This window comes from Paraburkholderia sp. SOS3, assembly GCF_001922345.1.
In the GTDB taxonomy this organism is placed as follows: domain Bacteria; phylum Pseudomonadota; class Gammaproteobacteria; order Burkholderiales; family Burkholderiaceae; genus Paraburkholderia.
On the sequence record NZ_CP018811.1, the window covers coordinates 2394849 to 2419997 of the forward strand.

Annotated in this window: 23 protein-coding genes; 14 read left to right on the top strand and 9 right to left on the bottom strand. The window is 64.8% G+C overall.

What is annotated here, in order from left to right; all coding sequences use genetic code 11:
- The first annotated feature begins 4 nt into the window (after window positions 1–4).
- Complete coding sequence (locus BTO02_RS10835) at window positions 5–259, top strand: hypothetical protein (RefSeq protein ID WP_075157040.1); 255 nt, start codon at window positions 5–7, stop codon at window positions 257–259.
- An 83-nt stretch (window positions 260–342) separates the two neighbouring features.
- Here the strand turns inward: BTO02_RS10835 and BTO02_RS10840 are convergent, their stop codons facing one another.
- Window positions 343–1635 (bottom strand): HlyD family secretion protein, encoded by a 1293-nt coding sequence (locus BTO02_RS10840; protein WP_075157041.1) that lies wholly within the window; start codon window positions 1633–1635, stop codon window positions 343–345.
- 69 nt (window positions 1636–1704) lie between these two features.
- Window positions 1705–2022 (bottom strand): hypothetical protein, encoded by a 318-nt coding sequence (locus tag BTO02_RS10845; RefSeq protein WP_232243553.1) that lies wholly within the window; start codon window positions 2020–2022, stop codon window positions 1705–1707.
- Window positions 2023–2274: 252 nt separating this feature from the next.
- Here BTO02_RS10845 and BTO02_RS10850 point away from each other — a divergent pair, with 252 nt between their 5' ends.
- From BTO02_RS10850 to BTO02_RS10860, 3 genes are read left to right on the top strand one after another with little or no spacing between them, the layout of a single operon-like run.
- On the top strand, window positions 2275–2919 hold the full coding sequence (locus BTO02_RS10850; RefSeq protein ID WP_083615070.1) for a (2Fe-2S)-binding protein: 645 nt from the start codon (window positions 2275–2277) through the stop codon (window positions 2917–2919).
- Window positions 2916–3926: an FAD binding domain-containing protein gene (locus BTO02_RS10855; RefSeq protein WP_075157042.1), complete on the top strand. Its 1011-nt coding sequence runs from the start codon at window positions 2916–2918 to the stop codon at window positions 3924–3926. Before BTO02_RS10850 ends, BTO02_RS10855 begins: the two co-directional genes overlap by 4 nt.
- Before the next feature lie 43 nt (window positions 3927–3969).
- The gene (locus BTO02_RS10860; RefSeq protein WP_075158772.1) at window positions 3970–6192 is read left to right on the top strand and encodes a xanthine dehydrogenase family protein molybdopterin-binding subunit; all 2223 of its coding nucleotides are present in this window, start codon (window positions 3970–3972) and stop codon (window positions 6190–6192) included.
- A gap of 45 nt (window positions 6193–6237) precedes the next feature.
- Here the strand turns inward: BTO02_RS10860 and BTO02_RS10865 are convergent, their stop codons facing one another.
- Window positions 6238–6477: a hypothetical protein gene (locus tag BTO02_RS10865; protein WP_075157043.1), complete on the bottom strand. Its 240-nt coding sequence runs from the start codon at window positions 6475–6477 to the stop codon at window positions 6238–6240.
- 171 nt (window positions 6478–6648) lie between these two features.
- Here BTO02_RS10865 and BTO02_RS10870 point away from each other — a divergent pair, with 171 nt between their 5' ends.
- From BTO02_RS10870 to BTO02_RS10875, 3 genes are read left to right on the top strand one after another with little or no spacing between them, the layout of a single operon-like run.
- Window positions 6649–6867, top strand: a complete 219-nt coding sequence (locus BTO02_RS10870; RefSeq protein WP_156883797.1) for a hypothetical protein — start codon at window positions 6649–6651, stop codon at window positions 6865–6867.
- A 56-nt stretch (window positions 6868–6923) separates the two neighbouring features.
- On the top strand, window positions 6924–7094 hold the full coding sequence (locus tag BTO02_RS34750; RefSeq protein WP_198039129.1) for a hypothetical protein: 171 nt from the start codon (window positions 6924–6926) through the stop codon (window positions 7092–7094).
- Between the two features lie 59 nt (window positions 7095–7153).
- Window positions 7154–7939 (top strand): SDR family oxidoreductase, encoded by a 786-nt coding sequence (locus BTO02_RS10875; RefSeq protein WP_075157045.1) that lies wholly within the window; start codon window positions 7154–7156, stop codon window positions 7937–7939.
- A 26-nt stretch (window positions 7940–7965) separates the two neighbouring features.
- On the opposite strand, the gene BTO02_RS10880 is transcribed toward BTO02_RS10875, so the two are convergent.
- Genes BTO02_RS10880 through BTO02_RS10905 form a run of 6 tightly spaced genes read right to left on the bottom strand, consistent with a single transcriptional unit; the run spans window position 7966 to window position 15309 of the window.
- A complete protein-coding gene (locus BTO02_RS10880) occupies window positions 7966–9732 on the bottom strand; it encodes a glycoside hydrolase family 15 protein (RefSeq protein WP_075157046.1) in 1767 nt (588 codons plus the stop codon).
- A 2-nt stretch (window positions 9733–9734) separates the two neighbouring features.
- A complete protein-coding gene (locus BTO02_RS10885; RefSeq protein ID WP_075157047.1) occupies window positions 9735–10739 on the bottom strand; it encodes an SDR family oxidoreductase in 1005 nt (334 codons plus the stop codon).
- Window positions 10740–10793: 54 nt separating this feature from the next.
- The gene (locus BTO02_RS10890) at window positions 10794–12437 is read right to left on the bottom strand and encodes a GMC family oxidoreductase (protein WP_075157048.1); all 1644 of its coding nucleotides are present in this window, start codon (window positions 12435–12437) and stop codon (window positions 10794–10796) included.
- Window positions 12427–13131: a gluconate 2-dehydrogenase subunit 3 family protein gene (locus BTO02_RS10895; RefSeq protein ID WP_083615071.1), complete on the bottom strand. Its 705-nt coding sequence runs from the start codon at window positions 13129–13131 to the stop codon at window positions 12427–12429. Before BTO02_RS10895 ends, BTO02_RS10890 begins: the two co-directional genes overlap by 11 nt.
- Window positions 13124–14092: a hypothetical protein gene (locus BTO02_RS10900; protein WP_075158774.1), complete on the bottom strand. Its 969-nt coding sequence runs from the start codon at window positions 14090–14092 to the stop codon at window positions 13124–13126. Before BTO02_RS10900 ends, BTO02_RS10895 begins: the two co-directional genes overlap by 8 nt.
- Window positions 14093–14151: 59 nt before the next feature.
- Entirely contained in the window at window positions 14152–15309 is a 1158-nt protein-coding gene (locus BTO02_RS10905) for an enolase C-terminal domain-like protein (protein ID WP_083615072.1), read from the bottom strand.
- Window positions 15310–15519: 210 nt separating this feature from the next.
- On the opposite strand from BTO02_RS10905, the gene BTO02_RS10910 reads away from it, so the two are divergent.
- From BTO02_RS10910 to BTO02_RS10940, 7 genes are all read left to right on the top strand, one after another.
- Window positions 15520–17313, top strand: a complete 1794-nt coding sequence (locus BTO02_RS10910) for a thiamine pyrophosphate-requiring protein (protein WP_075157049.1) — start codon at window positions 15520–15522, stop codon at window positions 17311–17313.
- A gap of 271 nt (window positions 17314–17584) precedes the next feature.
- Window positions 17585–18583: a cytochrome c oxidase subunit II gene (coxB, locus tag BTO02_RS10915; protein WP_075157050.1), complete on the top strand. Its 999-nt coding sequence runs from the start codon at window positions 17585–17587 to the stop codon at window positions 18581–18583.
- 44 nt (window positions 18584–18627) lie between these two features.
- A complete protein-coding gene (ctaD, locus tag BTO02_RS10920) occupies window positions 18628–20628 on the top strand; it encodes a cytochrome c oxidase subunit I (protein WP_075157051.1) in 2001 nt (666 codons plus the stop codon).
- Window position 20629: 1 nt separating this feature from the next.
- A complete protein-coding gene (locus BTO02_RS10925) occupies window positions 20630–21256 on the top strand; it encodes a cytochrome c oxidase subunit 3 (protein ID WP_075157052.1) in 627 nt (208 codons plus the stop codon).
- Window positions 21253–21711, top strand: coding sequence for a hypothetical protein (locus tag BTO02_RS10930; RefSeq protein WP_083615073.1), 459 nt, complete (start codon window positions 21253–21255; stop codon window positions 21709–21711). The genes BTO02_RS10925 and BTO02_RS10930 overlap by 4 nt, the downstream gene beginning before the upstream one ends.
- Window positions 21712–21716: 5 nt before the next feature.
- Window positions 21717–23090, top strand: coding sequence for a cytochrome c (locus tag BTO02_RS10935; protein WP_075158777.1), 1374 nt, complete (start codon window positions 21717–21719; stop codon window positions 23088–23090).
- Window positions 23091–23136: 46 nt separating this feature from the next.
- Complete coding sequence (locus BTO02_RS10940) at window positions 23137–25131, top strand: potassium transporter Kup (protein ID WP_083615074.1); 1995 nt, start codon at window positions 23137–23139, stop codon at window positions 25129–25131.
- Window positions 25132–25149: the final 18 nt, after the last annotated feature.

Consider the following 25149-nt stretch of genomic DNA (forward strand, 5'->3'; position numbering starts at 1 on the left):
GCAAATGACTCAATATGAAATGCAGGTCCTGCAGGCGGACATCCGCATGCTGCTCGCCACGGCAGACGCAACGGGGGGCGAGCCGATCGAGGTCGTTCCGGGCACCGGGGCGAACGGCAAGGCGTATGCGGTACTGCACACGAATTCGCTCGCGGAACTGGCCAGTTGGCGCGAAGTGCTGCAGGCAAGCGGCCGTCCACACCGGCTCGTCAATCGCGCTTACGACTATCGGCAGGAAGTGAACGATCCCGACTGGTAAGCGACGGGTAAGCGACGGGTAAGCACAGGCGAGGGCGGCGCGACGACCCGGGATCGCGTCGCCGTCATGCGTCGTCTCGCGCATCACTTCAGATACACCTTCGGCGTCACCGAGAGCCCGTACGGCAGCGGATGATCCGCCGGCATGCCGCTGTCGATCAGGATCTTTACCGGTACGCGTTGCACGATTTTCACGAAATTGCCGGTCGCGTTCTCGGCTGGAAACGCCGAAAACCGCGAGCCGCTGCCAAGCTGGATGCTATCCACATGCCCGTGCAGTTCGAGGTCCGGATACGCGTCGACGTCCATCTTCACTTTGTCGCCGGGACGCATGCGCGTCAGCTGCGACTCCTTGAAATTGGCCGTCACCCATACCTGCGGCGTGACGATCGAAAAGAGCGACGTACCGGCTTGCAGGAAACTGCCGTATTGCACGTTGCGGCGCGTAATCCAGCCATCGGCCGGCGCGCGGATCTCGCAGTACGACAGATTCAGTTCCGCCTGCTCGAGCTGCGCGCGCGCCTGCTCGACCTGCTGCTGCCGCTCTGCGACACTCGCTTCGGTCTGGCGGATCTGTTGCGGCACGAGGCTCGCCGTTTGCAGTTGCGCGCGTGCTTCCTGCACGCTTGCGCTCGCGTTCTGCTGCTGCGCATTGGCCGCGTCGATGTTCTGCTGCGACGTGGCGCGAATGTCGACTGAATGCTGACGGGTGTATGCGGCCTGCGCCTGCGTCAGGTTCGCCCGCGCCGATTCGACCTGCGCCTTCGCCTGCCGATACTGCGCCGGATACTGCACGCGCGCGATCTCGAGTTGCACCTGTGCGGCCTGCAGTTGCGCCTGCGCGAGTCCGAGCGCGGCTTTCGCCTGATCGACCTGCGCAATGTAGTCGCGCTTGTCGATCACGACGAGCAGATCGCCTTTGTGGACATGCGTGTTGTCGTCTACCGCCAGCTTGACCACGTAGCCCGACACTTTCGGCGCAATCGTGATTGCGTTGCCATCGGTGTAGGCGTCGTCGGTGCTGACCTGGTTGCGTGTCGCGAAGGCCCAGATGCCCCCCGCGACGATCAGCAGCAGGACGAGCGCGCCGAGAATGTAGAGCGGCTTGCGGCTGCGCGGCTTTTTGTCTTCGCCGTCGCCATCCCGGTTGCCGCCGTCGTCGTCGCCTTCCCTGGCGTCATCTTTGTCCGCGTGGCTCTCGCCACCGCTCTTGCCGCGCTCGGCGTCCGACTCGTTCCTGCCGTGTTCGCGCGGTGCGTTCCCATCGTGGCCGCTATCGCGCTTTTCATCGCTGCCGCGCGCGTGGCCGGCGGTGTCGCTGTAATCGTCGCGAAGCCTGTCATGCACGCCCGCCGACTGCGCCGCACTTTCAATCATAGTGTTCAGCACGTTTGTTTGGGTCTTGATCTTTGACGTCGTCAACGCTGCGGTGGCCGCTCATGAGCATCACGGGTTGCCGCCTTTGTCCGAACCCGGACGCTTGTGTGCTGCGTGACCGTTGTTTTTCGAGTCGTCTTTCGCGTTATCGGAGGAAGGCGAGGGATCGATGCGCGTCGTGCCGCCCGTCGCGGGTGGGTCGCTCGCGGGAAACGAGTCCTCGACGGCCTTGTCGATGTTTTTTTCCGAGCGTTCGGAATTGGGATGCTTTTCGTCGTGGCGCTTCGGCGCCGATGAACCCGACGCGGCGAGCCGATAGAAACCGGAATACAGCACGCGCGAATCGAGGTGGCGCGGTTTGTTGCGGGGTATTTCGTGGCCGAGCATGAAATTCTCCGTGAATTGAACCGGAACAATCGGCTCAGCAAGGAGCGTTCCGCCCCGGTCGATGCGGCAATGCGGCAACCGCGCGGCCTCGCCGCGCCGCGTTGCAATGCATGCGTGCGGCCGATGTAGATATTCCTCGCATTGCTTCCCGAAATCCGCGCTGTGCCGATCAACCGGGTATATCGATTGCGGCCCGTTGCAAGTGCGTGCAACGCATCCCACTACCCGAACCCGCAGCTGAAGGAGCCGTCCATGCAGTCAACCGACCTTCCCGCCCACGGCCACACGGCGTCGCGGCAGAACCTCGATGTCGATCCTCCCGATATCCAGCGCGTGTCGGTCTCGTTCGACATCAACGGCGTTTCGCGCAGCTTCGAGATCGAGCCGTGGACATCGCTGCTCGATCTGCTGCGCGAAACCTGCGGGCTGACCGGCACGCGCAAAGGGTGCGACCACGGACAATGCGGCGCCTGCACGGCGATCGTCGGCGGCCAGCGTATCAACACGTGTCTCGCGCTCGCGGCCGTATATGACGGTGCATCGATCACGACGATCGAAGGGCTCGCGCAAGGCGATACGCTGCACCCGATGCAGCAGGCGTTCATCGATCGTGACGCGTTCCAGTGCGGCTACTGCACGTCAGGCCAGATCTGCTCGGCGGTCGCGCTGCTCGACGAAGACGAGCTTCATTCGAGCGATCAGATTCGCGAAGCGATGAGCGGCAATCTGTGCCGCTGCGGCGCCTATACGAATATCGTCGCGGCGATCGCGGAGGTGGCGGGCTTGAGCGACGCCCGGAGCCGGCAACGCGAGGCCAAAGAGCGTGCCGGCCTGGACACGCGCGAGGACAACGGCACGCCCGAGGACAACGGCAAAGCCCACGGAGCCCGCGCATGAACCGCTTCTCGTATGCCAGGGCAACCGACATTCGCGATGCGCTCGCGCAGCATCGCGGTGCGCCGCATGTCGCGTTCGTCGCGGGCGGCACGAATCTCGTCGATCTGATTCGCGTCAATGTCGAGCGTCCCGTACGGCTGATCGACATCACCCGGCTGCCGTTGAAGTCGATCGACGAGACGCCCGGCGGCGGTCTGCGCATTGGCGCGCTCGTCACCAACAGCGCGGCCGCGCGCAACCGTGCGATTGCCGAACGCTACCCGCTGCTCTCGAAAGCGATACTCGCGGGCGCGTCCGCCCAGATCCGCAATGCGGCGACGATCGGCGGCAACCTGCTGCAACGCACGCGCTGTCCGTACTTCTACGACACAGAGGTACCGTGCAACAAGCGCGAGCCGGGCAGCGGCTGTCCGGCGCTCGAAGGCGTCAACCGCATGCATGCGATTCTCGGCGCAAGCGAGCACTGCATTGCCGTGCATCCGTCGGATATGTGCGTGGCGCTCGCCGCACTCGATGCGACGGTACACACGGACGGCCCGCATGGCGCGCGCGCGATTGCATTCCCGGATTTTCACCGGCTGCCAGGCGACACCCCGCATATCGACACGAACCTCGAGGCGGGCGAGATCGTGACGGCAGTCGAATTGCCGCCCCGAGGTTTCGCCGGGCACCACGCCTATCTGAAGTTGCGCGAGCGTGCGTCGTATGCATTCGCGCTCGTCTCGGTCGCACTCGCCGTCGAACTCGATGGCGACGCGATTCGCGAGGTGCGCTGCGCGCTCGGCGGCGTCGCGCACAAACCATGGCGCGATTTCGATGCGGAGTCGATGCTGCGCGGCGCGCCGCTGACCGGCGATGTCGTGCGCCGTTTCGCCGGTGCGCTCGTGCGCAATGCGCAGGGCCGGCGCGGCAATGCCTTCAAGATCGAACTGGTCACGCGCGCGGTCGTACGCGCATTCCAGATCGCGACTGGGCGCGATTTCAGGAGCGAACGAGATGACGGTTGAAGAAACCCCGCACCGCGAGCCGGCTGAAGAGGAACACGACACAATGCGTGTGAGCGGCACGCCGCTGAACCGTGTAGACGGCACGCAAAAGGTCACCGGCGCGGCGCGCTATGCGGGCGAATTCGCCGCAGACGGGCTTGCCTATGGCTTTGTCGTGTCGAGCGCGATCGCAAGTGGACGCGTGATTTCGATCGATGCGTCCGCGGCCCTCGAAACGCCAGGTGTGCTGCTCGTGCTGACGCACGAGAACCGCATGACGCTGCCGCTGATGGACGCGAACTACAAGGATGCGATCGCGCCGGGCGGCATGCCGTTCAGGCCGCTGTGGGACGACCGCATCTGGTTCAGCGGCCAGCCCGTTGCGCTTGTCGTCGCGCAGTCGCTCGAGCTTGCGCGTCACGCGGCGTCGCTCGTGCAGGTGCGCTATGAGCACACGCCGCACTGCACGGAGCTTGATCGTGTGATCGGCAATGCGTATCCGCCATCGCTCGAAAAGGGCGGTTTCGAGCCGCCGCCGGCGCCGCGCGGCGATGCGACGGCTGCCTATGCCGACGCGCCCGTGCGCATCAACGAGTTCTATACGACGCCGATCGAATTCCACAATCCGATGGAAATGCACGGCTGCACGGTCGTGCCCGACAGCGGCGAGCGCCTGACGGTCTACGAAAAGACGCAAGGCGTGCAGAACACGAAGCAGTATCTGACTGCCATGTTCGGCCTGAAGGACGATCATGTGCGCGTGATCTCGCCGTTCGTCGGCGGCGCATTCGGTTCGGGCCTGCGACCGCAATACCACCTGCCGCTCGCAGTGATGGCTGCGCTCGATCTGAAGCGGCCGGTGCGCGTGACGCTGACGCGCCAGCAGATGTTCACGTTCTCGCATCGGCCGCAGTCGATCCAGCGCGTCGTGCTCGCGGCGACGCGTGAAGGGCGTCTTACCGCGGTGGCGCACGAGGCGGTCTCCGAGACGTCGCTGTACGAGGACTATTGCGACGTCGTCGTGAACTGGGCCGGGCAACTCTATGCGTGCGACAACGTTCGCCTCGGCTACAAGGTCGCTCAGCTGAATCTGCCGACGCCGGGCGATATGCGCGCGCCCGGCGCTACGCAGGGACTTTTTCCGCTCGAATCGGCAATCGACGAACTGGCCGCCGAACTGAGACTCGACCCGCTGAAGCTGCGTCTCATCAACTATGCGGAGCGCGACGACAACAAGAATCTGCCGTTTTCGAGCAAGGCGCTGCGCGAGTGCTTCGAGCGCGGCGCCGCGCGCTTCGGTTGGTCCGCGCGGCCGCTTGCGCCGCGCTCGATGCGCGACGGCGACGAACTGGTCGGCTGGGGCATGGCGACCGGCATCTGGGAGGCGCTGCAAACGCAGGCGAGCGCGCGCGCCGTGATGACGTGCGACGGCCATGTGGTGGTCTCGAGTTCGACTGCCGATATCGGCACCGGCACCTACACCGCGATGACGCAGATCGCAGCCGACGCGCTGCATGCGCCGCTCGACATGGTGCGCTTCGACCTCGGCGATACGGCCTTGCCCAAGGCGCCGGTGGAGGGCGGGTCGTTCACCGTTTCATCGGTCGGCAGCGCGGTGCAGGCGGCGTGCACGCAACTGCACGAGCAGCTCGTCGCGCTCGCCCGCCAATATGGCGGGCCGGTGTTCGCGCAGGCGAAGGCCGGCGAATTGCGGCGGAACGGCGCGCGTATCGTGCACGGCGCCGATGCGCGCGAGACCGTATCGATCGACGAACTGATGGCGCGCGCGGGCATGAACCAGCTCCAGCAGGAGGCGACGGTCAAGCCCGAGGACCGCCAGAAGCAATATTCGATGGCCACGCATTCGGCCGTGTTCGCCGAAGTGCGTGTCGACGAGTCGCTCGGGATCGCGCGCGTCACGCGCGTCGCGAGCGCGGTCGCGGCGGGGCGCATCATCAATCCGAAGACTGCCGCGAACCAGGTCGCGGGCGGCGTCGTATGGGGTATCGGGATGGCGCTGCAGGAAGAAGGGCAGATCGATCACACGCTGGGCCGCGTGATGAACCACGACCTCGCGCTCTACCACTTTCCGGTCAACGCGGACATCCGCGATATCGACGTGATCTTCGTCGACGAACCGGACGACGTCGTCAATCCGCTCGGTGTAAAGGGCGTTGGCGAGATCGGCGTGGTCGGCGTGGCGGCCGCGATCGCGAACGCGATCTGGCATGCGACCGGCAAGCGCATTCGCGATTTGCCGATCACGCCGGACAAGCTGCTTGCGTGATGGTATGCGCCGCCCTGCACGCGGCGGCGCCTTGGGTCGATCTCGTTACAGCGGTGTGCCGCCGACCGTCGGCGAGATCGTGCTGTCGCGATTCGGATCGTCGGGCCTCATCTCCGGCGTTGCCGGTCTTAGCGAAAGCGGCGGATGCTCGCGGTTGCATGTGTCGATCGAACGATCGGCCACGCAGCGCTGGAATGCATCCGCTTCGTCTTTTTTCGCAAACGTGTACACGGTCTGCTCGACCTGGACTTCGGTGTCCGACGTGCGAATGGTCATGATACTCATGCGAAGTCTCCTCGAAATGTGCTCGCTTACCGATCGCACGCATCGGGCGTACCCGATGCGAAGCCCGCGGTTGGTTTCGTGGTTGGGTCCTGCGGTTTGGTCCCGTGGTTTGGTCCACTTGTTGCTGCAGATCCATACGACCTCAACGAACGCGAGATCAAGGAGGAAACGATGGCATCGAACCACACCCAGCACGACGACCGCGACCGCGAACAGCAACCGTCGGCCAATCCCACCGAGGCGATGAAGCAGGCAAACCCGCCGCGCGCGAATGTTCATCCCGAGCAGACGGCGGAAGTGCCGCACGGCACCGGCAGTCACTCGGAACCGCCGGGCGGCGGTGGCCGTCCGTCGCAGCGCCAGCGGCCCGAGGATGCGCGCAAGCCATAGCGCCGGGCTTTGACGCGGCCGATTACGCCGCAACGCAACTGTTTTTGGAGGACATCATGGAACCGGATCAAAAACCGCTTTCGCCGGGCGACGAAGGACCGCCGGATGCTCCCGGCGTGGGCGAGGACATATGCGCCGTCTGTGACGGCACCGGTCTGGTGGAGGGCGAACGCTGCGAAGTCTGCAGCGGCACCGGCAAGGTGCTGCAAGGCATCGGCGGCGGTTGATGGAACGGGACCCCGAACACAACCGCGCGTAAAGCGCGAATACCAGCGGAGGAAAACCGATGAATCTGCAAAACAAAACAGCATTTGTCACGGGTGCGGGCTCGGGCATCGGCAAAGCGAGCGCGCTACGCCTCGCCGCGGCCGGAGCGAGAGTGATCGTGCATGCGCATAAGGATGACGAAACACGCGCGACCGTCGACGAGATCGTGAAGCAAGGTGGCGACGCCTTCGGCTTTACGGCCGATCTTCGTGACGATGCCGGCTTCGGCCAGGGACTCGATCGTGCGGTTTCGCAAAGCGGGCGGCTTGATATCGTCGTCGCGAACGCCGGTATCAACGGCGTATGGGCGCCGATCGACGAACTGAAGCCGGCCGAATGGGACAACACGATCAATACGAATCTGCGCGGCGCGTATCTGACGCTGCATTTGACCGTGCCGCATCTGAAACGCGCGGGCGCAGGATCGATCGTGATCATCTCGTCGATCAACGGCACACGCGTATTCAGTCACGGCGGCGCCTCCGCGTATTCGACGACCAAAGCCGGCTTGCTCGCGCTCGGCCAGATGACCGCGCTCGAACTCGCCAAGCACAAGATTCGCGTGAACGTGATCTGTCCGGGGAAAATCGACACAGAAATCGATGAGAACACGCAGACGCGTTCGGCCAGCGAGGCATCGGAAGCGGCCGAGTACCCGCAAGGCAAGATTCCGCTGACCGACGGCAAGGCAGGCAGCAGCGACGATATCGCCGACATGGTCGTCTATCTTTCGTCGGATCGCGCGCGGTTCATTACGGGCACGCCGGTGTGGATCGACGGCGGGCAGTCGTTGCTGGTCGGCTGAGCGCTGCGGCGCGAGCGGCGTCTTCGCTATATCTGATCGAACATGCATGCCGCGTTGATCAACGCGACGTGCGATAGCGTCTGCGGAAAGTTGCCGCATTGGCGCTTGCCGGCTGTGTCGTACTCTTCCGACAGCAGACCGACGTCGTTACGCAGCGCAAGCACGCGCTCGAATATATCGAGCGCTTCGTCGCGTCGCCCCTGCATGTGGCGAACCTGCGCGAGCCACAAACTGCACGCTACGAATGCGCCTTCCTGAATCGGTTCTTTCGCCGGGGTTTCGTGGCCATCGCCGAGATAACGCCATACAAGACCTTCGGTCATCAGGTTGCGCTCGATCGCGCGGACCGTCGCGCCGATGCGCGGGTCGTCGGCGGGCAGAAAGCCGAACAGCGGCAATAGCAGGAGGCTCGCGTCGAGTCGCTCGCTGCCGTATGACTGGGTAAATGCGTTGGCCTGCGTATTGAAGCCGTGCGCGAGCACGTCGTTGCGTATCTCGGCCGCGAGCCGTTTCCATTTTGCAAGCGGCGCGCGGTGGCCGAATTCGCCGGCGCTGCGAATCGCACGATCGACAGCCACCCACGCCATCACCTTCGACAGCGTGTGATGCCGACGTGCCCCGCGAAACTCCCACAGCCCGTTATCGGGCTCGCGCCAGCGCGCTGCGACGTGCTCGATCAGGCCGCACTCGAGCACCCAGGTGTCCCGGTCCGGCGGCATGCCATGCCGGCGCGCCACATGGAGCGCATTCATGATCTCGCCGTAGATGTCGTGCTGCGACTGCATGACGGCCGCGTTGCCGAAGCGTACAGGCCGCGAATCTTCGTAGCCGCTCAGCGCCGCGCATTCCCATTCGAGAATGTGACGTGCGCCATCGGTCGTGTACATGATCTGCGTTTGCGCGGGATGACCCGCGATCGCGCGAACGAGCCAGTCACGCCACGCTGCGGCCTCGGCTTCGAACCCCGTGCCCGCGAGCGCCATCATCGTGAAACTCGCATCGCGCAGCCAGCAGTAGCGGTAGTCCCAGTTGCGCGTGCCGCCAATGCGCTCGGGCAGCGACGTGGTCGGCGCGGCGACGATGCCTCCGGTCAGCCGGTTCGTCAGTCCCTTGAGTGTGATCAGCGAGCGCAGCACCGCGCCCGCGTATGGCCCGCGCCCCGGATGCTGCGCGGCCCACTGCTGCCAGAAACCCAGCGTTGCCCGAAGCGATTTCGTTGCGTCGGCACGCGGCGGCGGCGGCTCGTGGGAGCGACAGCAGGTGAGCACGAAATCAAGGTGCTCGCCAACCGACAGGTCGACGCAATGGCGGATGCGCGCGGCGTCGACCGACGGCGCCGCCGGCGCATCGAGCCACAGCGCCCATGGGCCGCCGACCGCGGCGACCCTGTCGTCGAGACGGCGATGCCACGGCAGCGCGCGTCCGTAGTTGAACCGCACAGCCAGTTCGCTGGTCAGCCGCACATGCCCCGCAACGCATCGCACTTGCCGGAAGACCCGTGCGGGCGCCGCCGCCCATTCCATCCAGTCGATCAGCTCGAGTGTGCCGGAGGCGGTTTCCAGCGTCGTTTCGAGCACCAGCGATGGACCACGATAGCGGCGCCGCACCGCGACGACGGGCTCGTCGGGCGCGATGCGCCAGTAGCCGTTTTGCGGCTCGCCGATCAGCGCCGCGAAACAGGGGCTCGCATCGAACGACGGCCAGCATAGCCAGTCGATCGAGCCGTTGCGGCCCACGAGGGCGGCACTCTGTCCGTCGCCGATCAGCGCATAGTCCTCGATCCGCAAGGACATGATCAAACCCGGCGTCGCAGCAGACCGAAGCAGAGTGTCGCGAACGTTGCAGCCGCAACCATCACGACGCCACGATGCGTGTCGAGCCACAAAGCAGGGCTGCGCGGCGCAGCGGACGCATCGAACCGCCCATGCACGCGATGCAGCCGGCTGACCGGTTGCCACAGGTTCGACGCATGGTCGACATTCGCGCCCGCGTGCGGGTCCTGCTGCGCATCGAAGCCGGTGCGCCCGAGGTAACGGTCGAGCCAGCCTGGTATCCATTGGTTCGCGACGATCGCCTTGATCGACGATGTGCCGACCCACACTTCGCGGCGCCGATGCGTGGCGGCCCAATAGATCGCGCGCGCCGCGACTTCGGGCTGAAAAATCGGCGCGACCGGACGCGGTGCATGCGGCATCTGGTTGCAGGCCCAGTCGAACTGCGGCGTGTTCAGCGCCGGCATCTGCACCATCGTCACGTGGATGCCGCTCTTACGGTGATAGAGCTCGCAGCGCAGTGCGTCGGTAAAGCCGCGTATGGCGTGCTTGGCGCCGCAGTACGCGGATTGCAGCGGAATCGAGCGGTAGGCGAGCGCCGAGCCGACCTGCACGATCGTGCCGCGGCCGGACTTCTGCATGCATTTCAGCGCGGCCATCGTGCCCCAGACGTAGCCGTGATACGTGACGTTCGTCACGCGCGCGAAGTCCTCGTGCGGCAACGTGTCGACGGGCGCGAACGTCGTGACCATCGCATTGTTGACCCACACGTCGATCGGGCCGAACTGCGCTTCGGCGGAAGCGGCGGCGGCCTCGACTGCCTGCGCGTCGCTCACGTCCGCTTCGATGGGCAGCGCGCGCACGCCGTGCGCGCGCACTTCGTCGGCCGTGTCGCGCAGCGCAGCGGGGTCGCGTGCGAGCAATGCGACGTCGGCGCCGTGCCGTGCGAATTCGAGTGCGGCTGCGCGACCGACGCCCGCTGTTGCGCCCGTAATCACGACGGTCTTTGGTTTTCGGATCCGGCCCATGAGTTCTCCCTCCTTGCTCTTTTATGCGATGCGTTCAGGCATACGCGTACGCCGCTACAACTCCCCGCGCGAAGCCAGCACTTCGATCCTGTCTGCCGTGCGGCATGCAATTGCCTGGATCGTCAGCGATGGATTGACGCCGCCGACGGTCGGAAAGACCGATCCGTCGCAAATCCACAGATTCGGAATATCCCAGCTGCGGCAATCGGCGTTGACGACGCTCGTCGCCGGGTCGTCGCCCATGCGCGCGGTGCCGTTCAGATGGCAGGTGTCGTCGGTCTGTTGCCAGATGCGTGTCGCGCCGGCTGCGCCAAGCGCGTCGGTCATAAAGCGCAGCGAATGCGAAACGAGCCGCCGGTCGTTGTCGCAATAGCTCCACGTGACGCGCGCGACCGGCAGGCCGTACTTGTCTTTCTCGTCGGCGAGCGTGACGCGGTTGCGCTCCTGCGGCAGCGTCTCGCCGACAATCTTGAGGCCGACCTGATGGTTGTAGAGCTGCATTTCGTCGAGCAGCGCCTGGCCCCAGAGGCCGCGCCCCAATTGCGTCTGCGCCCAGACCATTGGCAGCGGCCCCTGGCTCATATACGCATAGCCGCCGAAAAAATCCTTGCCCTTGTCCGTGTAGTTCCAGTGTTCGCTGATCGCAAGCGACGGCGGCCCCTTGTACCAGCGTATTTCGTCGTCCATGACGCCCCATACGGCCTGATTCGACTGCACCATCAGGTTCTTGCCGACGAGTCCGGAACGATTCGCGAGCCCTTCGGGGAAACGCTCGTTTGCCGACATCAACAGCAGGCGCGGCGTTTCGATCGCATAGCCGGCCACCACCACATGACGCGCACGTTGAAATTGCCAGCGGCCTTCGCGGAAGTATTCAACGCCGGTCGCGCGGCCAGCCGGATTGACATCGATGCGGCCGGCCATCGAAAGATCGCGGATCTCGGCGCCGGCCGCGACCGCGCGTGGAATCCATGTGACCAGCGCGCTCTGCTTGGCATTGGTCGCGCAACCGGACACGCAAAAACCGCGATAGACACACGGATGCGCTTTACCGCGCGGCGCGGAAAGCGTGGCGAGCGGCGTCGGGCTCCAGCCGATACCGAGCGCTTCGGCGCCTTTCGCGAGCACGAGCGCGGCTGCATTCATTTCGTGCGCGCGATACGGATAGCGCGGCCGTTCCGGTCCCCACGGATAGCGCACGGGCCCGGAGATTTTCAGCGCATCTTCGACGTACGCGTAGTAGCGCCACATTTCGCGCCAGTCGAGCGGCCAGTCCGCGCCATAACCGAGTAGCGAACGTGCTTTGAACCACTCGGGCCTGAAGCGCAGCGACACCATCGCGAAGTGCACAGTGCTGCCGCCGACCGCCTTGCCGCTGTTGTTCGCACCGAGCACGAGCGGATCGTCGCCGTCGACAATGCGCTCGTCGGTCCAGTAGAGCTTGGCCTGATGCATCTCGTCGGAGGCGAACTCCTCGAGCGGCCGCCACCAGGCGCCCGCATCGAGCGCAACGACCTTGAAGCCCTTTTCGGCAAGCCGGCACGCGAGCGTGCCGCCGCCCGCGCCGGTGCCGACGATGACGAAATCGACTTCTTCGTTTTGCGGATACTCGCGCATCGGCACCCAGCCGCCGCGTGTGAACACATCGGGCGCACGGCCGTTCGCGCCGCGCGGATAGCGAAGCGCATCATCGGGCACGATGGGTCTCCGGTTCCGACGCACTGTGCTCGCCGGTCGATTCGACCGCTTCCCACGGGTCCCGGCGATTGAACGTCATGCGCACATAGCCGCGCGGATTGGCCGGTCCGCCGAAGCCGATGTCGCTCCACGACGACGGATGCGCATAGTAAGTCGTGCAGAGATCGTGCAGCACGCGCTGCCGGAAAAACAGCTTCGATGGCATGCCTTGCCACGAATCTCGCTTCAGCGTGCCGTGTTCCATTGCCTGCACGAGAGCGATGCGCGCGTGGTCGTCGAGCTCGGCGAACGCGGCCTGATAGCGATGCCGGCTTTCGTCGTCGAGTGCGCAAAGACCGATGCGCCACGCCTGCTGCAAGCCGGGCAGGCTCGCGTTGCGATAGCCGTCGGTTTTGTTGCCGGCGATCTTGCGGTCGACTAATGCGGCCAGCGGAACGGGACGGCGATTCGCAGCGCAACGGCTGTCCGGCTGCGGAATGATCACTGCGCATAGTGCCCGTAGCGTGCGCCATTCATCGGCGGTGCACCATGCGGGTTCGTCGCGGGTACCGATGCGATCGTCGATCACACTGCGTGTCGCATCGTCCCACGAAGGCGAATCGCGCTTGTCGAGCACGTCGTAGTGCGCATAGGCGGGAAGGGCACCGTGCGCATTGACGCGCGCATTGGAGTTCGCATCGAGGTTTTTACTCACGCTCGGTCTCCCTCAGGCGCAATGCCGCGAGGCCGGCCATGGCGAGCGCGGTAAAGCTCGGCGGCGCCGGCAACGGCGGACCGCCCAGAACATTCTGCGACCAGTTGCGCCAGCCGCCTTGCATGCGCGCGACACCGCGCGCATGAAACAGTGTGCCGACGAAGCCCAACGCCGCGGTCGTGCGCAGCCAGATGCGCGTGAACCAGCGTGGACGCGGCGCCGCGAGTGCCGAATGCGCAAGCAGTACCGCGGCGAGCGGTCCGATCGTGACCGGCGCATACATCGCGCGATGCTGGAATGCACCGCGAAAATGCAGCAGTCCGACCTCGCCGATCGTGCCGACGAGCCCGATGCCGGCCGCGAGCGCAAGCGCCTTGCCGGCGGGCATGCCAAACAGACGCGGATCGAATGCAGGCTCGTTGCGCAACTGTTCGCCGACCGCGCCGAGCGCCCCCGATAGCAGCAACGACATCGGCGCGCCAAGGGGTGCGCCATAGAACAGGTTGTGCCAGCTGAATCCGCCGGGACGCTTCGTGACGTTGTACAGATGGAAACCGCTGCCCGCGACGCCGGCGGCTGCCGCGGCCAGATAGATCGCATGCCTGATCGAATGCGACGCCTCGGTACGATCCCGGCCGCCATGCAAGCCTGCAAACAGCGCGCAGGTCGCGGATACGAGCGGCGTCACCATGGCGGGATTCTCGAACGAACCGCGATAGTGTTCGACGGCGCTATCGGCCAAAGCGGAGAAGGCGAGCAGCGCGGAACTGTGATTGAACCCGCGCGCGGCGTCGATATGCACGCGCTGCGGCGACCTCCATCGATCGATATTCGCCACTGCTGCGGACCCGACCGGCGCATGCGCGCGCTGTGCGCGAGCACCGGTTCTACGCGTCGCCAGCAACGCGGCGCCTGACAGTGCGCTCAGCGCGCCGAGCGCATATAACGTGGTTCTTATCATCGTCGATGTCGTATTGGGGTGAAACACAAACATTGAACTGCGATGCTTCCGTACATGCATCAAGGCACGCTGACGGCGAAACGCTGCGCATCCTTGCGCCTGAATTCGAGTCCGCAACCGGGGCGCGACAGGTCGGGCGCGATGCTGCCGTTAGCGACGCGCGGCGCGCCGTCGAACAGCATCGATTCGATGCGCACATGATCGTGAAACCATTCCTGATGACACAGCCCCGGCACAGCGGCGGCCGCGTGCAGATGCAGCGCCGGTGCGCAATGCGCCGAGAGCGGGATATGGAACGCGTCGGCCAGATGCGCGGCGCGCATGAAGCCTGTCACGCCGCCACAACGGCTTGCATCGGCCTGCAGAACATCGACCGCTTCCGCTTCGAGCATTCGCCTGAAATAGTCGGCCGTATAGCCGTATTCGCCGGCGGCGATCCGCATACCGGGCGGCGTGGCGAACCGGATCGCGGCGAGACCGGCGAGATCGTCGGAACTGACCGGCTCTTCGAACCATTGCACGTCGAGTTCGGAAATTGCCTCGGCAAAACGCAACGCCGTCTTCGGATCGAATGCGCCATTTGCATCTATAAAGAGGCCCGCGTCGCTGCCGATCGCATCGCGTGCGCATTGCGCGCGGGCGGGGTCGCGTGCCGGGTCGCTGCCGATCTTGATCTTCACCCAGCGACATCCGTCGTCGCCTACCCAGCGCGATAGCTGCTCGCGCATCCGGTCGTCCGTGTAGGTCGTGAAGCCGCCGCTTCCATACACGGGCACGTGATCGCGCGCCGCGCCGAGCAGAGTCACGAGCGCAACGCCGAGGCGCTTCGCGTGCAGATCCCAGAGCGCGCAGTCGAGCGCCGAAATCGCGGTGGCCGCGATGCCGTCCCGGCCAAGATTGCGCACGCGCTGCTGCATTCGCAGCCACAGACGCGGCAGGTCCGACGCGTCCTCGCCTTTGAGCGTGTCCGAAAGCGTGTGCCGGATCAGCGTCGCGACGCTCGCATCGCTGTACGTATAGCCGAGCCCGGTTACACCAGCGGCTTCGACCTCGGCAACGACGAGCGTCGTCGAATTCCATTCGAATGTGCCATCCGCTTCCGGCGCGTCGGTCGGAATCGTGTAGGCATCCGCAGCGATACGCGCGATCGGCGCCGCCGCGTAACGATCGCTCGCAGTGCGCGTGGAAAAAGGCGATGAAGAAGCAGCGTCTTGCATGGTGTGCGCTTTCAGAAACGACAGGAAGAAACAGTTTCCGGCACTGACGCATCAGCAATGGCTGTTCCTTACAGCAGGGTTTCGCGCGACGCGGCGCGTTGCTTGCTGCGCGTCTGTCGAAGGCACGCTTGAAGAGCGGCTTGACGGCGCGACAGACACGTCGATACGCACAACGCGTTCGGCACCAATTCTCGTTTGCAGGAGATTTTCATGGCTATGACAGTGGGCGACTTTATCGTCGACAGGTTGCATCAGTGGGGCATCAGACGGATGTTCGGCTATCCCGGCGACGGCATCAACGGCGTATTCGGCGCACTGAATCGCGCGGAAGGGAAGATCGAATTCGTGCAGACGCGTCACGAGGAAATGGCAGCCTTCATGGCCAGCGCACACGCAAAATTCACCGGTGATCTCGGCGTGTGCATCGCGACTTCGGGCCCAGGCGCGGCTCACCTGATCACGGGACTCTACGACGCAAGAATGGATCACATGCCGGTGCTCGCGATCGTCGGACAGCAGGCGCGCGCGGGACTCGGTTCGCACTATCAGCAGGAGCTCGACCTTGCCGCGATGTTCAAGGATGTCGCCGGCTCTTATGTGCAGCAGGCAAGCGTGCCCGCGCAAGTGCGCCATATGGTCGACCGTGCGATACGGATCGCGCTAGCCGAGCGGCGTGTCACGGCATTGATCCTGCCGAACGATCTGCAGGATCTCGAATACGAAGGGCCGGCGCGCAAGCACGGTACTGCGCATTCGGGCGTCGGCTATGCGCGGCCCACTGTCGTGCCGACGCAGGACGAACTGCAGCGCGCGGCTGACGTGCTCAATGCGGGGCACAAGGTCGCGATTCTCGTCGGCGCGGGCGCGCTGAACGCCACCGACGAGGTCATCGAAGTCGCGAACCGGCTCGGCGCGGGCGTCGCGAAAGCGCTGCTCGGCAAGGCCGCGTTACCTGACGATCTGCCGTGGGTGACGGGATCGATCGGCCTGCTCGGCACGAAGCCGAGCTACGAAATGATGAACACCTGCGACACGCTGCTCATGATCGGCTCGGGTTTTCCGTATTCGGAATTCCTGCCGAAGGAAGGCGATGCGCGCGGCGTGCAGATCGATATCAAGGCGGACATGCTGAGCCTGCGGTATCCGATGGAAGTGAATCTGGTCGGCGACAGCGCACAGACGCTGCGCGCGCTGCTGCCGTTGCTCAAGGAGAAAACCAGCGACGCATGGCGTTCGCGGATCGAACGCTGGACCTCGCGCTGGTGGGAGACACTCGATGAACGCGCACATCAGCCGAGCTCGAACGGCGTCAATCCGCAGCGCGCTTTCACCGAGCTGTCGCCGCGACTGCCCGACAACGTGATCCTGACGAGCGACTCGGGTTCGTGCGCGAACTGGTACGCACGCGACCTGAAGATCCGGCGCGGCATGATGGCGTCGTTATCGGGCGGGCTCGCGTCGATGGGTGCGGCCGTGCCGTATGCGATTGCCGCGAAGTTCGCTTATCCGGGCCGTCCCGTCATCGCGATGGTCGGCGACGGCGCGATGCAGATGAACAATATGGCCGAACTGATTACGGTGTCGAAATACTGGAAGCAGTGGGCTGACCCACGTTGGATCTGCATGGTGCTCAACAACGAAGACCTGAACCAGGTGACGTGGGAGCAGCGCGTGATGAACGGCGATCCGAAGTTCGACGCGTCGCAGCAGATTCCAAACGTGCCGTATCACCGCTTTGCCGAATTGATCGGGCTGACCGGCATATACGTCGACAAGGCGGAGCAGCTGGCCGACGCGTGGGAAACCGCGCTTGCAGCGAAACGGCCGGTCGTGCTCGAGGTGAAGTGCGATCCGGAAGTGCCGCCGCTGCCGCCTCATGTCACGCTGCCGCAAGCCAAGGCCTTTGCGCGCACGCTGATGGAGGGCGATCCGAAGGAGGGCAGCGTGATTGCGAATACCGCGCGCCAGGTGCTCGGCTCGGTGATTCCCGGCGCAAAAGACTAACGAATGCAGAAGCAGTCAGCGATTTGTATGCGGCGGCGCATGCGTGGCCGCGTGTAAATATCGCAACGTGATGTAAATCGTACGAAGCCGGTCAGGCCGGTGCGTCACGGAGCACGGGCTTGTCCGCAGCGACTTCTCGTTGACCCAATTTGGGTCTGCGCTCCTCCGGCTTTCGGCCGGTCAAGTCCGATTCTTGCTAAGCGTCTGTTGATTGAGGGGGCGCGCGAGACGCGCCTGATTCGGACATCGAACACGGTGGGAGTGCGGCCGGATGCAATGGAAGGTGGAATCGATTCATATGCACGCCGCGCCGCTCGACTATTTTCTGCATGCGGCGGGTCCTGCCGCCGGACCGACGATGGTTCTCGGCTGGGCGCTTGCGGCTTTGTCGATGGCCGTCATCGTCATCGTCGCGCTGTTGCTCGCGGTGGCGATCGCGCGTCGCCGCCGCATCGAAGCGGACCATGCAGGTCCGACGATCGTGCGGGGCGAGAAAGCCGGCATGCGGTGGGTCTATATCGGCACCGGCATCTCGTCGGTATTTCTGATCGCTGCGCTCGCCTACACGCTCTTCACGCTCGATTCGGTCGCAGCGCCGCCCCGCGCGCCTTCGCTCACATTGACCGTGACGGCCTACGACTGGTGGTGGAAAGTCGAGTACAGCGATGCGGACGGCGGCCCGGCGCTGGTCACGGCGAATGAAATTCACATACCGGTCGGCGAACCCGTGAAGATCGTGCTGAAGAGCGCCGACGTGATCCACGCATTCTGGGTGCCGCAACTCGCCGGCAAGACCCAAACCATTCCAGGCCAGATCAACGAGCAGTGGATCCAGGCCGATGTGCCCGGTATCTATCGCGGGCAATGCTCGCAGTTTTGCGGCGCACAGCATGCGCATATGGCCTTCGAGGTCGTCGCGCAGGACCGTGCCGGGTTCGACGCATGGCGCCGCGAGCAGGCCAAACCCGCTACGCCCGTCGCCGGCGCGGCCGGTGCGCTCGCATTGCATGGACAGAAGCTGTTTCTCGATCGTTGCGCGGGTTGCCATACGGTGCGCGGCACCGATGCGAACGGCGCGCAGGCGCCCGATCTCACGCATCTCGATACGCGCCGCCTGATTGCGGCCGGCACGATGACGAACACGCCCGAGCATCAGCTCGACTGGATCGCGCACGCGCAACGGATCAAACCCGATTCGCTGATGCCGAGCATCGCGCTGACGGCGAACGACGCGGCCGCATTGTCCGCCTATCTGGCGACGCTGCATTGAACCTGATTTGAATCTATCGCTCGAGCGAACAAAACGGAACCAGGATGGCCGACACGACGACACCCTCTTCGACGAGCACACCGCAGCTCGAAAGAACGCTGCGGCGCGGCGTCGTCGCGCGCGGCAGCGCCGCCGAGGAACAGCTGCGCGACTTGTGGGAGACACCGCCCGGCTGGCGCGGCTGGCTCTCGACGGTCGATCACAAACGCATCGGCATGCGTTATCTGGTCACGGCGTTTATCTTTCTGATCGCCGGCGGCGTCGAGGCGCTGATCATGCGCATCCAGCTTGCGCGCCCGAATGCGACGCTGCTCACGCCCGAACAGTACAACCAGATCTTCACGATGCACGGCGTGACGATGATCTTTCTGTATGCGCTGCCGGTGCTGTCAGGCTTCTCGAACTATCTATGGCCGCTGGTACTGGGCGCACGCGATATGGCGTTTCCACGCCTGAACGCACTGTCGTACTGGGTGTTCCTGTTCGCCGCGATATTTCTGTATGCGAGTTTTCCGCTTGGCGAAGCGCCGAACGCGGGCTGGTTCAACTACGTGCCGTTATCGGGCCTCGAATACAACACGGGGCCGAATATCGACGTCTACGCGCTCGGCATGGTGTTGCTCGGCATTTCGACGACGGTCGGCGCCGTGAACTTCGTCGTGACGTTATTGCGAATGCGCGCGCCAGGCATGTCGCTCGATCGCGTTCCGGTGCTCGTCTGGGGCACGATGACCGCGTCGTGCGGCAACCTCGCCGCGGTACCGTCGGTCAGTCTCGCGTTTTTCCTGCTGTGGATGGACCGGCGCATCGGCACGCATTTCTTCGATGTCGCGAACGGCGGGCGAGCGTTGCTCTGGCAGCATCTTTTCTGGATCTTCGCTCACCCGTGGGTTTATGTGGTCGTGCTGCCGGCGATGGGCATCGTCTCCGATGCGTTGCCCGTGTTCTGCAGACGGCCGCTCGTCGGCTACGGTCCTGTTGCGTTCTCGACGGTCGCGACGATGCTGATCGGTTTCGGCGTGTGGATTCACCATATGTTCGCGACCGGTCTGCCGGCGCTCGCGCTGTCGTTCTTCGGCGCGGCGAGTATGGCGATCGCGGTGCCGAGCGCGATCGCCACGTTCGCGTGGATCGCGACGATCTGGCTCGGGCGACCCGTGTTTCGCGTGCCGTTCTATTACTTCGCGGGCTTCGTGCTGCTGTTCGTAGTGGGCGGCGTGTCCGGCGTGATGACGGCCGCGGTGCCGTTCGACTGGCAACTGACCGATACGTATTTCGTCGTCGCGCATCTGCATTACGTGCTGCTCGGCATCAATGTGTTTCCGGTGATCGGCGGCGTGTATTTCTGGTTTCCAAAGTTCACGGGACGCATGATGAGCGAGCGCGTCGGCAAGCTCGCGTTCTGGGTCATGTTCGTCGGCTTTAACGTCGCGTTCTTTCCGATGCACATCGCAGGGCTGCTCGGCATGCCGCGCCGCATCTATACCTATGCACCCGATATGGGCTGGAACACGGTAAACATGATTACGTCGATCGGCTCGTTCGTGCTCGCGTTCGGCATTCTGATTTTCCTGTGCGATCTGTTTTATAGCCTGCGGCGCGGCGCGCCGGCGGGCAACAATCCGTGGGACGCGGGCACGCTCGAATGGTCGACGACGTCGCCGCCGCCGCCCTACAACTTCGCGGTCGTGCCGACTATCGCGAGCCGGCACCCGTTATGGGAGGGACGCATCGAAGAGGAAGGAAGAAGCGGCAGCCGATCGTCGCTCGCGGAAGGCTACATGCTCGATCATGGCCGCGAAGCGCTCGGCACGACTGCGCTCGAAGCGCGGCCGGACGTCATTCTGAAGATGCCCGAAGACTCCTATGCGCCGTTCGCGCTGGGCGCGTTTTCAGCACTGTTTTTCGCGGGGCTCGCGTTGCAAACGTGGTGGTTTGCCGCGGCGATGCTGCTCGGCTGCGCCGCATCGATCGTCGTCTGGCTGTGGCCCGAGCGCAGTTTGGTTCAGCGCGAGCCGCGGCGCGTGCACGATGCGAGGAGCTGACATGAGCGATGCATTGAGCGAAAACGCCTATTCCGAGTCCGTGCGCCTGCCGGTCGGCAGCGCGGGCGAGCGCTCGGGCGGCTGGTTCGGCTGCCTCGCGCTGATCGCCACGGAAGGCTCGCTATTCGGCTACCTGATCTTCTCGTACCTGTATCTCGCCTCGCAAAGCGGCCGTATGTGGCCGCCTGAAGGTTTGCCGAAGCTCGGCCTCGGCGGCGCCAACACGGTCATTCTGCTGACGAGCAGCGTGTTCGTGATGCTATGCGAGCGCTGCGTGAAGCGGCGGCGCGTGCGCTGGGCCGTCGCATCGATGGCGACGGCGCTTGTGCTCGGCGTGATTTTCGTCGGCATCCAGATGAAGGAGTGGCGCGACCATCCATACGGCGTGACGTCGAACCTGTACGGCTCGCTGTACTTCACGATAACGGGCTTTCATATGGCGCACGTGCTGGTCGGGCTCGTCGTGCTCGCCTTGCTGCTGCTGTGGACCGCGCTTGGTTACTTCGACGAGAAGCGCTGCGTCGCGCTGACGATCGGCGGCTTGTACTGGCACTTCGTCGATCTCGTGTGGCTTTTTGTCTTCTCGACGATCTATCTGTCGCCGTATGTGTTGAGGGCCCGCACATGAGCGATCGACGCGCACGAACGCAGCCGCAACCGTCGATGCAACCGGATAGCGCCACGCCGCAGTTTCACCCATGGCGGTTGTCGATCGGCATGCTCGCGACCGCGCTCGCGTGGTTCGCGATGATGGGTGCGGGCGAAATCCTGACCGCGAATGTGTGTGCGTTGTCCGATGCGAATCGTCCGGCCGGGCCGCCGCCGTGGGCGATGCCTGCGCTGATCGCGCTCAGCGTGGCGTGCTTCGCGATCGGTATTGCGGGCGTCGTGGTCGCCTGGCGCAACGTCCTATTCACGCGCGAAAAACGCAAGCATCGGCTCGAAGGCCGCGCGCGCCGCGTGGCGGAGCTCGAATGGTTTCTCGCGCGGGTCAGCGCGTTGTCTAGCGCGCTCTTTATGTTCGGCATGGTCGCGACCGGGCTTGCCGTCGTGATCGTATCGCCGTGCGGCGGCCCATGGTGACGACGATGCCAAGACGCACACTGTTCGCCATCGGTTTCGCCGCACTCGCAGGCGCGGCGCTGCTGGTTGCAAGCGCAATGCCGCCTCGTGCCGCCGCGCAGACGTCTGCCGCGCGATTCGATGCAAGCGATCCGAAGCTGATCGCGAAGGGCGAATATCTCGCGAAGGCCGCCGATTGCGCGGGCTGTCACACGGCGCCGCCGGGCGGCCCGTCGGGCAAGGAGCCGTTGCATCCGCGCGCGCCGTTCGCGGGCGGTCTGCCGATGGGTTCGCCGTTCGGCACGATCTTTTCGTCGAATATCACGCCGGACCCGAACGCGGGAATCGGCCGCTACAGCTACGACGATTTCGTGCGCGCCGTGCGCGAGGGTGTAGCGCCGGGCAACAAGCGGCTCTATCCGGCGATGCCGTTTCCGTCGTTCGCGAAGATCGACGATAACGACATGCGCGCGCTCTACGCGTATTTCATGCATGGCGTGAAGCCGGTCGCGACGCCGGCGCCGCCGACGAAACTGCCGTTTCCGTTCAACCAGCGCTGGGCGCTGATGTTCTGGAGCTTCGCATTTGCGCGCAACGACGTATACGTGCCGCAGTCGACGCACAGCGCGCAGTGGAATCGCGGCGCATATCTCGTGCAGTCGCTCGGCCATTGCGGCGCGTGTCATACGCCGCGCGGGCCGGCCTACGAAGAGCGCGGCTACGATCAGGGCTCGCGCCTCTATCTGACCGGCGGCACGAACGACCACTGGTTCGCGCCGAATCTGACCGGCGACGCGGGCTCGGGCCTCGGTCGCGTGTCAGAAGACGAGATCGTCGCGTTCTTGCGCAGCGGACACGGAGAAAAGCCGGGTCGCGGCGGCGGACTCGTCACGTTCGGCAGCATGGTGCAGGTCGTCGAGGACAGCACGCAATACATGACCGACGACGATCTTCACGCGATTGCCGGTTATCTGAAGAGCCTGCCGCCGCGCGAATCTTCGGGGCATTTCGACGACCGGTCGCGCGCGGCGCTGCGTACCGTGCGCGCGCTCGATACGGGCGACGTCGAGTTGCCGGGCGCCGGGCTCTACCAGAGCTTTTGCGCGCGCTGCCACAAGGCCGATGGCATGGGCGAGCCATCGAAGTATCCGCGGCTCGCAGGCAACCCGGCCGTGCTGAGTCCGCATACCGATTCGCTCGTGCGTCTGCTGGTCGAAGGCGGCGAGGCGCCGCATACGCAGACGGGTCCGGAGCCGAAGAAAATGCCTGGGTTCGCGGGCAAACTGACCGATACGGAAATGGCTCGCGTGCTGACATTCGTGCGCAATACGTGGGGCAACGTTGCGGCGCCTGTGACGACGCGCGACGTGCGCAGCATGCGCGACAGCCTCGGCAAGTGAACGGCAGATCTGCACGGGCGACTCAACTCGGGAGGCCTGACGGCGCATGACGGCGACCTCGAACGATGCCCCGGCGCGCGGCGTGACGAACGCGGTGGGTGACGACCGTGACGACGAACAGCGGTCGGGCAGCAGGCACGGCACATCGCAGCCGCGCAAGGCGTTGCCCGGTTTGATGCTGGGCGCGCTCGGCGTCGTGTTCGGCGATATCGGCACGAGCCCGATTTATGCCTTGCGGCAAGCGGTTAGCGACGCAGGCACGGTCGACGTGCTGACCGTGATGGGCATTCTGTCGACGATCGTCTGGGCGGTCGTCATCGTCGTGATGGGCAAATACGTCTGCTATGTGATGCGCGCCGATAACGAGGGCGAGGGCGGCATCGTCGCGTTGACGGCGCTCGTGCGCTCGGGCTACGAGCAGGACAGCGTGCAGGTGCCCGCGTTGCTCGTGACGGCGGGGCTGTTCGGCGCGGCGATGTTCTACGGCGATTCGATGGTCACGCCGGCCGTGTCCGTGTTGTCGGCCGTCGAGGGCTTGAGCCAGATCAGCCCGAAGTTCGACCCGCTGGTCGTGCCGATCGCGGCGGCGATTCTCGTCGCGCTGTTTCTGTTCCAGCGGCGCGGCTCGGCGGTAGTCGGCAAATCGTTCGGGCCCGTGATGGCGATATGGTTCGTCTACCTGGCCGTGGTCGGTATCTATCGAATCGTGCAGCACCCCGAGGTGTTGCGTGCGTTGTCGCCGGTATGGGCCGTTGCGCTCGTGCACAGCCATCCGCTAAGCGCGTTCACCGTGCTCGGCGCTGTGATTCTCGCGCTGACCGGCGCCGAGGCATTGTATGCGGACATAGGGCACTTCGGCCGTCCGGCGATCCGTCTCGCGTGGCTCTTTATCGTGTTTCCGTCGATTGTCATCGGTTACTTCGGGCAGGCCGCGACGCTGCTTTTTCAGCCCGGCGCGGCGCGCCAGCCGTTTTTCTTCGCCGCACCCGAGTGGGCGCTGATACCGACGGTGATCATCGCGCTGCTTGCGACCGTGATCGCGTCGCAAGCCGTGATATCGGGCGCGTTTTCCATGACGAGCCAGGCGATCGAACTCGGCTTTCTGCCGCGTCTGCGCGTCATCGAAACGTCGAAGTCGCAGCGAGGCCAGGTGTATGTGCCGGCCGTGAATGCGGTGCTGTTCGGCGCGGTGATCTTCCTCACGCTCGCGTTTCGCAGTTCGGAACGCCTGACGTCCGCATACGGAATTGCGGTAGGCCTCACGATGCTGATCACGACCGTGCAGATGGCGAGCCTGTCGCGCCATGTCTGGCGCTGGCCGTGGTTAGCGGTGGCGGCCGTGAGCGTGCCGCTTTTCGTGATCGATTTGCTGCTCGTCGCGTCGAACGCGCGGAAAATTCCGCAGGGCGGCTGGTTTCCGGTGGCCGTCGGCATCGTGCTGTTCGTGCTGATGTCGACCTGGTATCGCGGACGCCAGCTCGCCGCGAAGCGCACCGGGCAGGCACAGCCGCTCGACGCGTTTCTGCATGAGCTATTCAACCGCGCGGAGCCGCCGGTTCGGGTGGCGGGCACCGCCGTCTATCCGGGCAGCGCGCCTGGCCACACGCCGACGGCGCTGATCAGCAACGTGCGCCATAACCGCGTGCTGCATACGACGGTGATCTTTTTCGCGAACCTGTCGGAGTCGGCACCGCGCGTCGACGAGCGCAACCGCATCGAGGTGCGAGATCTCGGTGCCGGCTGCTATGAGATCGTGTCGCGGCACGGCTTTGTCGAACGGCCGAATTTGCCGCAGTTGCTCGCATCGCTCGATGGCGCAGCGGGCCGGCCCGGTCCACTCGGCGACTGGCATTTCGAACCGAAACGCACGACGTTTTTCCTGCCTCGCGACGAAGTGATACCAGGCTGCTCGCACGGACAGATGCATCGCTGGCGCGAGCGGCTGTTCGGCGAGATGGCGTTTCATTCGGCGTCGAGTGCGGAGTATTACGGGCTGGCGGCGGAGGATGTCGTCGAGTTGGGCGTGCAGGTTGTGTTGTAGCGCGCAGCAATGTCGGGC

Excerpts from the sequence above, each read along its gene's own strand:
- BTO02_RS10835 (WP_075157040.1), top strand. The coding sequence starts at position 5 with ATGACTCAATATGAAATGCAGGTCCTGCAGGCGGACATCCGCATGCTG.
- BTO02_RS10840 (WP_075157041.1), bottom strand. The coding sequence starts at position 1,635 with ATGATTGAAAGTGCGGCGCAGTCGGCGGGCGTGCATGACAGGCTTCGC.
- BTO02_RS10845 (WP_232243553.1), bottom strand. The coding sequence starts at position 2,022 with ATGCTCGGCCACGAAATACCCCGCAACAAACCGCGCCACCTCGATTCG.
- BTO02_RS10850 (WP_083615070.1), top strand. The coding sequence starts at position 2,275 with ATGCAGTCAACCGACCTTCCCGCCCACGGCCACACGGCGTCGCGGCAG.
- BTO02_RS10855 (WP_075157042.1), top strand. The coding sequence starts at position 2,916 with ATGAACCGCTTCTCGTATGCCAGGGCAACCGACATTCGCGATGCGCTC.
- BTO02_RS10860 (WP_075158772.1), top strand. The coding sequence starts at position 3,970 with ATGCGTGTGAGCGGCACGCCGCTGAACCGTGTAGACGGCACGCAAAAG.
- BTO02_RS10865 (WP_075157043.1), bottom strand. The coding sequence starts at position 6,477 with ATGAGTATCATGACCATTCGCACGTCGGACACCGAAGTCCAGGTCGAG.
- BTO02_RS10870 (WP_156883797.1), top strand. The coding sequence starts at position 6,649 with ATGGCATCGAACCACACCCAGCACGACGACCGCGACCGCGAACAGCAA.
- BTO02_RS34750 (WP_198039129.1), top strand. The coding sequence starts at position 6,924 with ATGGAACCGGATCAAAAACCGCTTTCGCCGGGCGACGAAGGACCGCCG.
- BTO02_RS10875 (WP_075157045.1), top strand. The coding sequence starts at position 7,154 with ATGAATCTGCAAAACAAAACAGCATTTGTCACGGGTGCGGGCTCGGGC.
- BTO02_RS10880 (WP_075157046.1), bottom strand. The coding sequence starts at position 9,732 with ATGTCCTTGCGGATCGAGGACTATGCGCTGATCGGCGACGGACAGAGT.
- BTO02_RS10885 (WP_075157047.1), bottom strand. The coding sequence starts at position 10,739 with ATGGGCCGGATCCGAAAACCAAAGACCGTCGTGATTACGGGCGCAACA.
- BTO02_RS10900 (WP_075158774.1), bottom strand. The coding sequence starts at position 14,092 with ATGATAAGAACCACGTTATATGCGCTCGGCGCGCTGAGCGCACTGTCA.
- BTO02_RS10905 (WP_083615072.1), bottom strand. The coding sequence starts at position 15,309 with ATGCAAGACGCTGCTTCTTCATCGCCTTTTTCCACGCGCACTGCGAGC.
- BTO02_RS10910 (WP_075157049.1), top strand. The coding sequence starts at position 15,520 with ATGGCTATGACAGTGGGCGACTTTATCGTCGACAGGTTGCATCAGTGG.
- coxB (WP_075157050.1), top strand. The coding sequence starts at position 17,585 with ATGCAATGGAAGGTGGAATCGATTCATATGCACGCCGCGCCGCTCGAC.
- ctaD (WP_075157051.1), top strand. The coding sequence starts at position 18,628 with ATGGCCGACACGACGACACCCTCTTCGACGAGCACACCGCAGCTCGAA.
- BTO02_RS10925 (WP_075157052.1), top strand. The coding sequence starts at position 20,630 with ATGAGCGATGCATTGAGCGAAAACGCCTATTCCGAGTCCGTGCGCCTG.
- BTO02_RS10930 (WP_083615073.1), top strand. The coding sequence starts at position 21,253 with ATGAGCGATCGACGCGCACGAACGCAGCCGCAACCGTCGATGCAACCG.
- BTO02_RS10935 (WP_075158777.1), top strand. The coding sequence starts at position 21,717 with ATGCCAAGACGCACACTGTTCGCCATCGGTTTCGCCGCACTCGCAGGC.
- BTO02_RS10940 (WP_083615074.1), top strand. The coding sequence starts at position 23,137 with ATGACGGCGACCTCGAACGATGCCCCGGCGCGCGGCGTGACGAACGCG.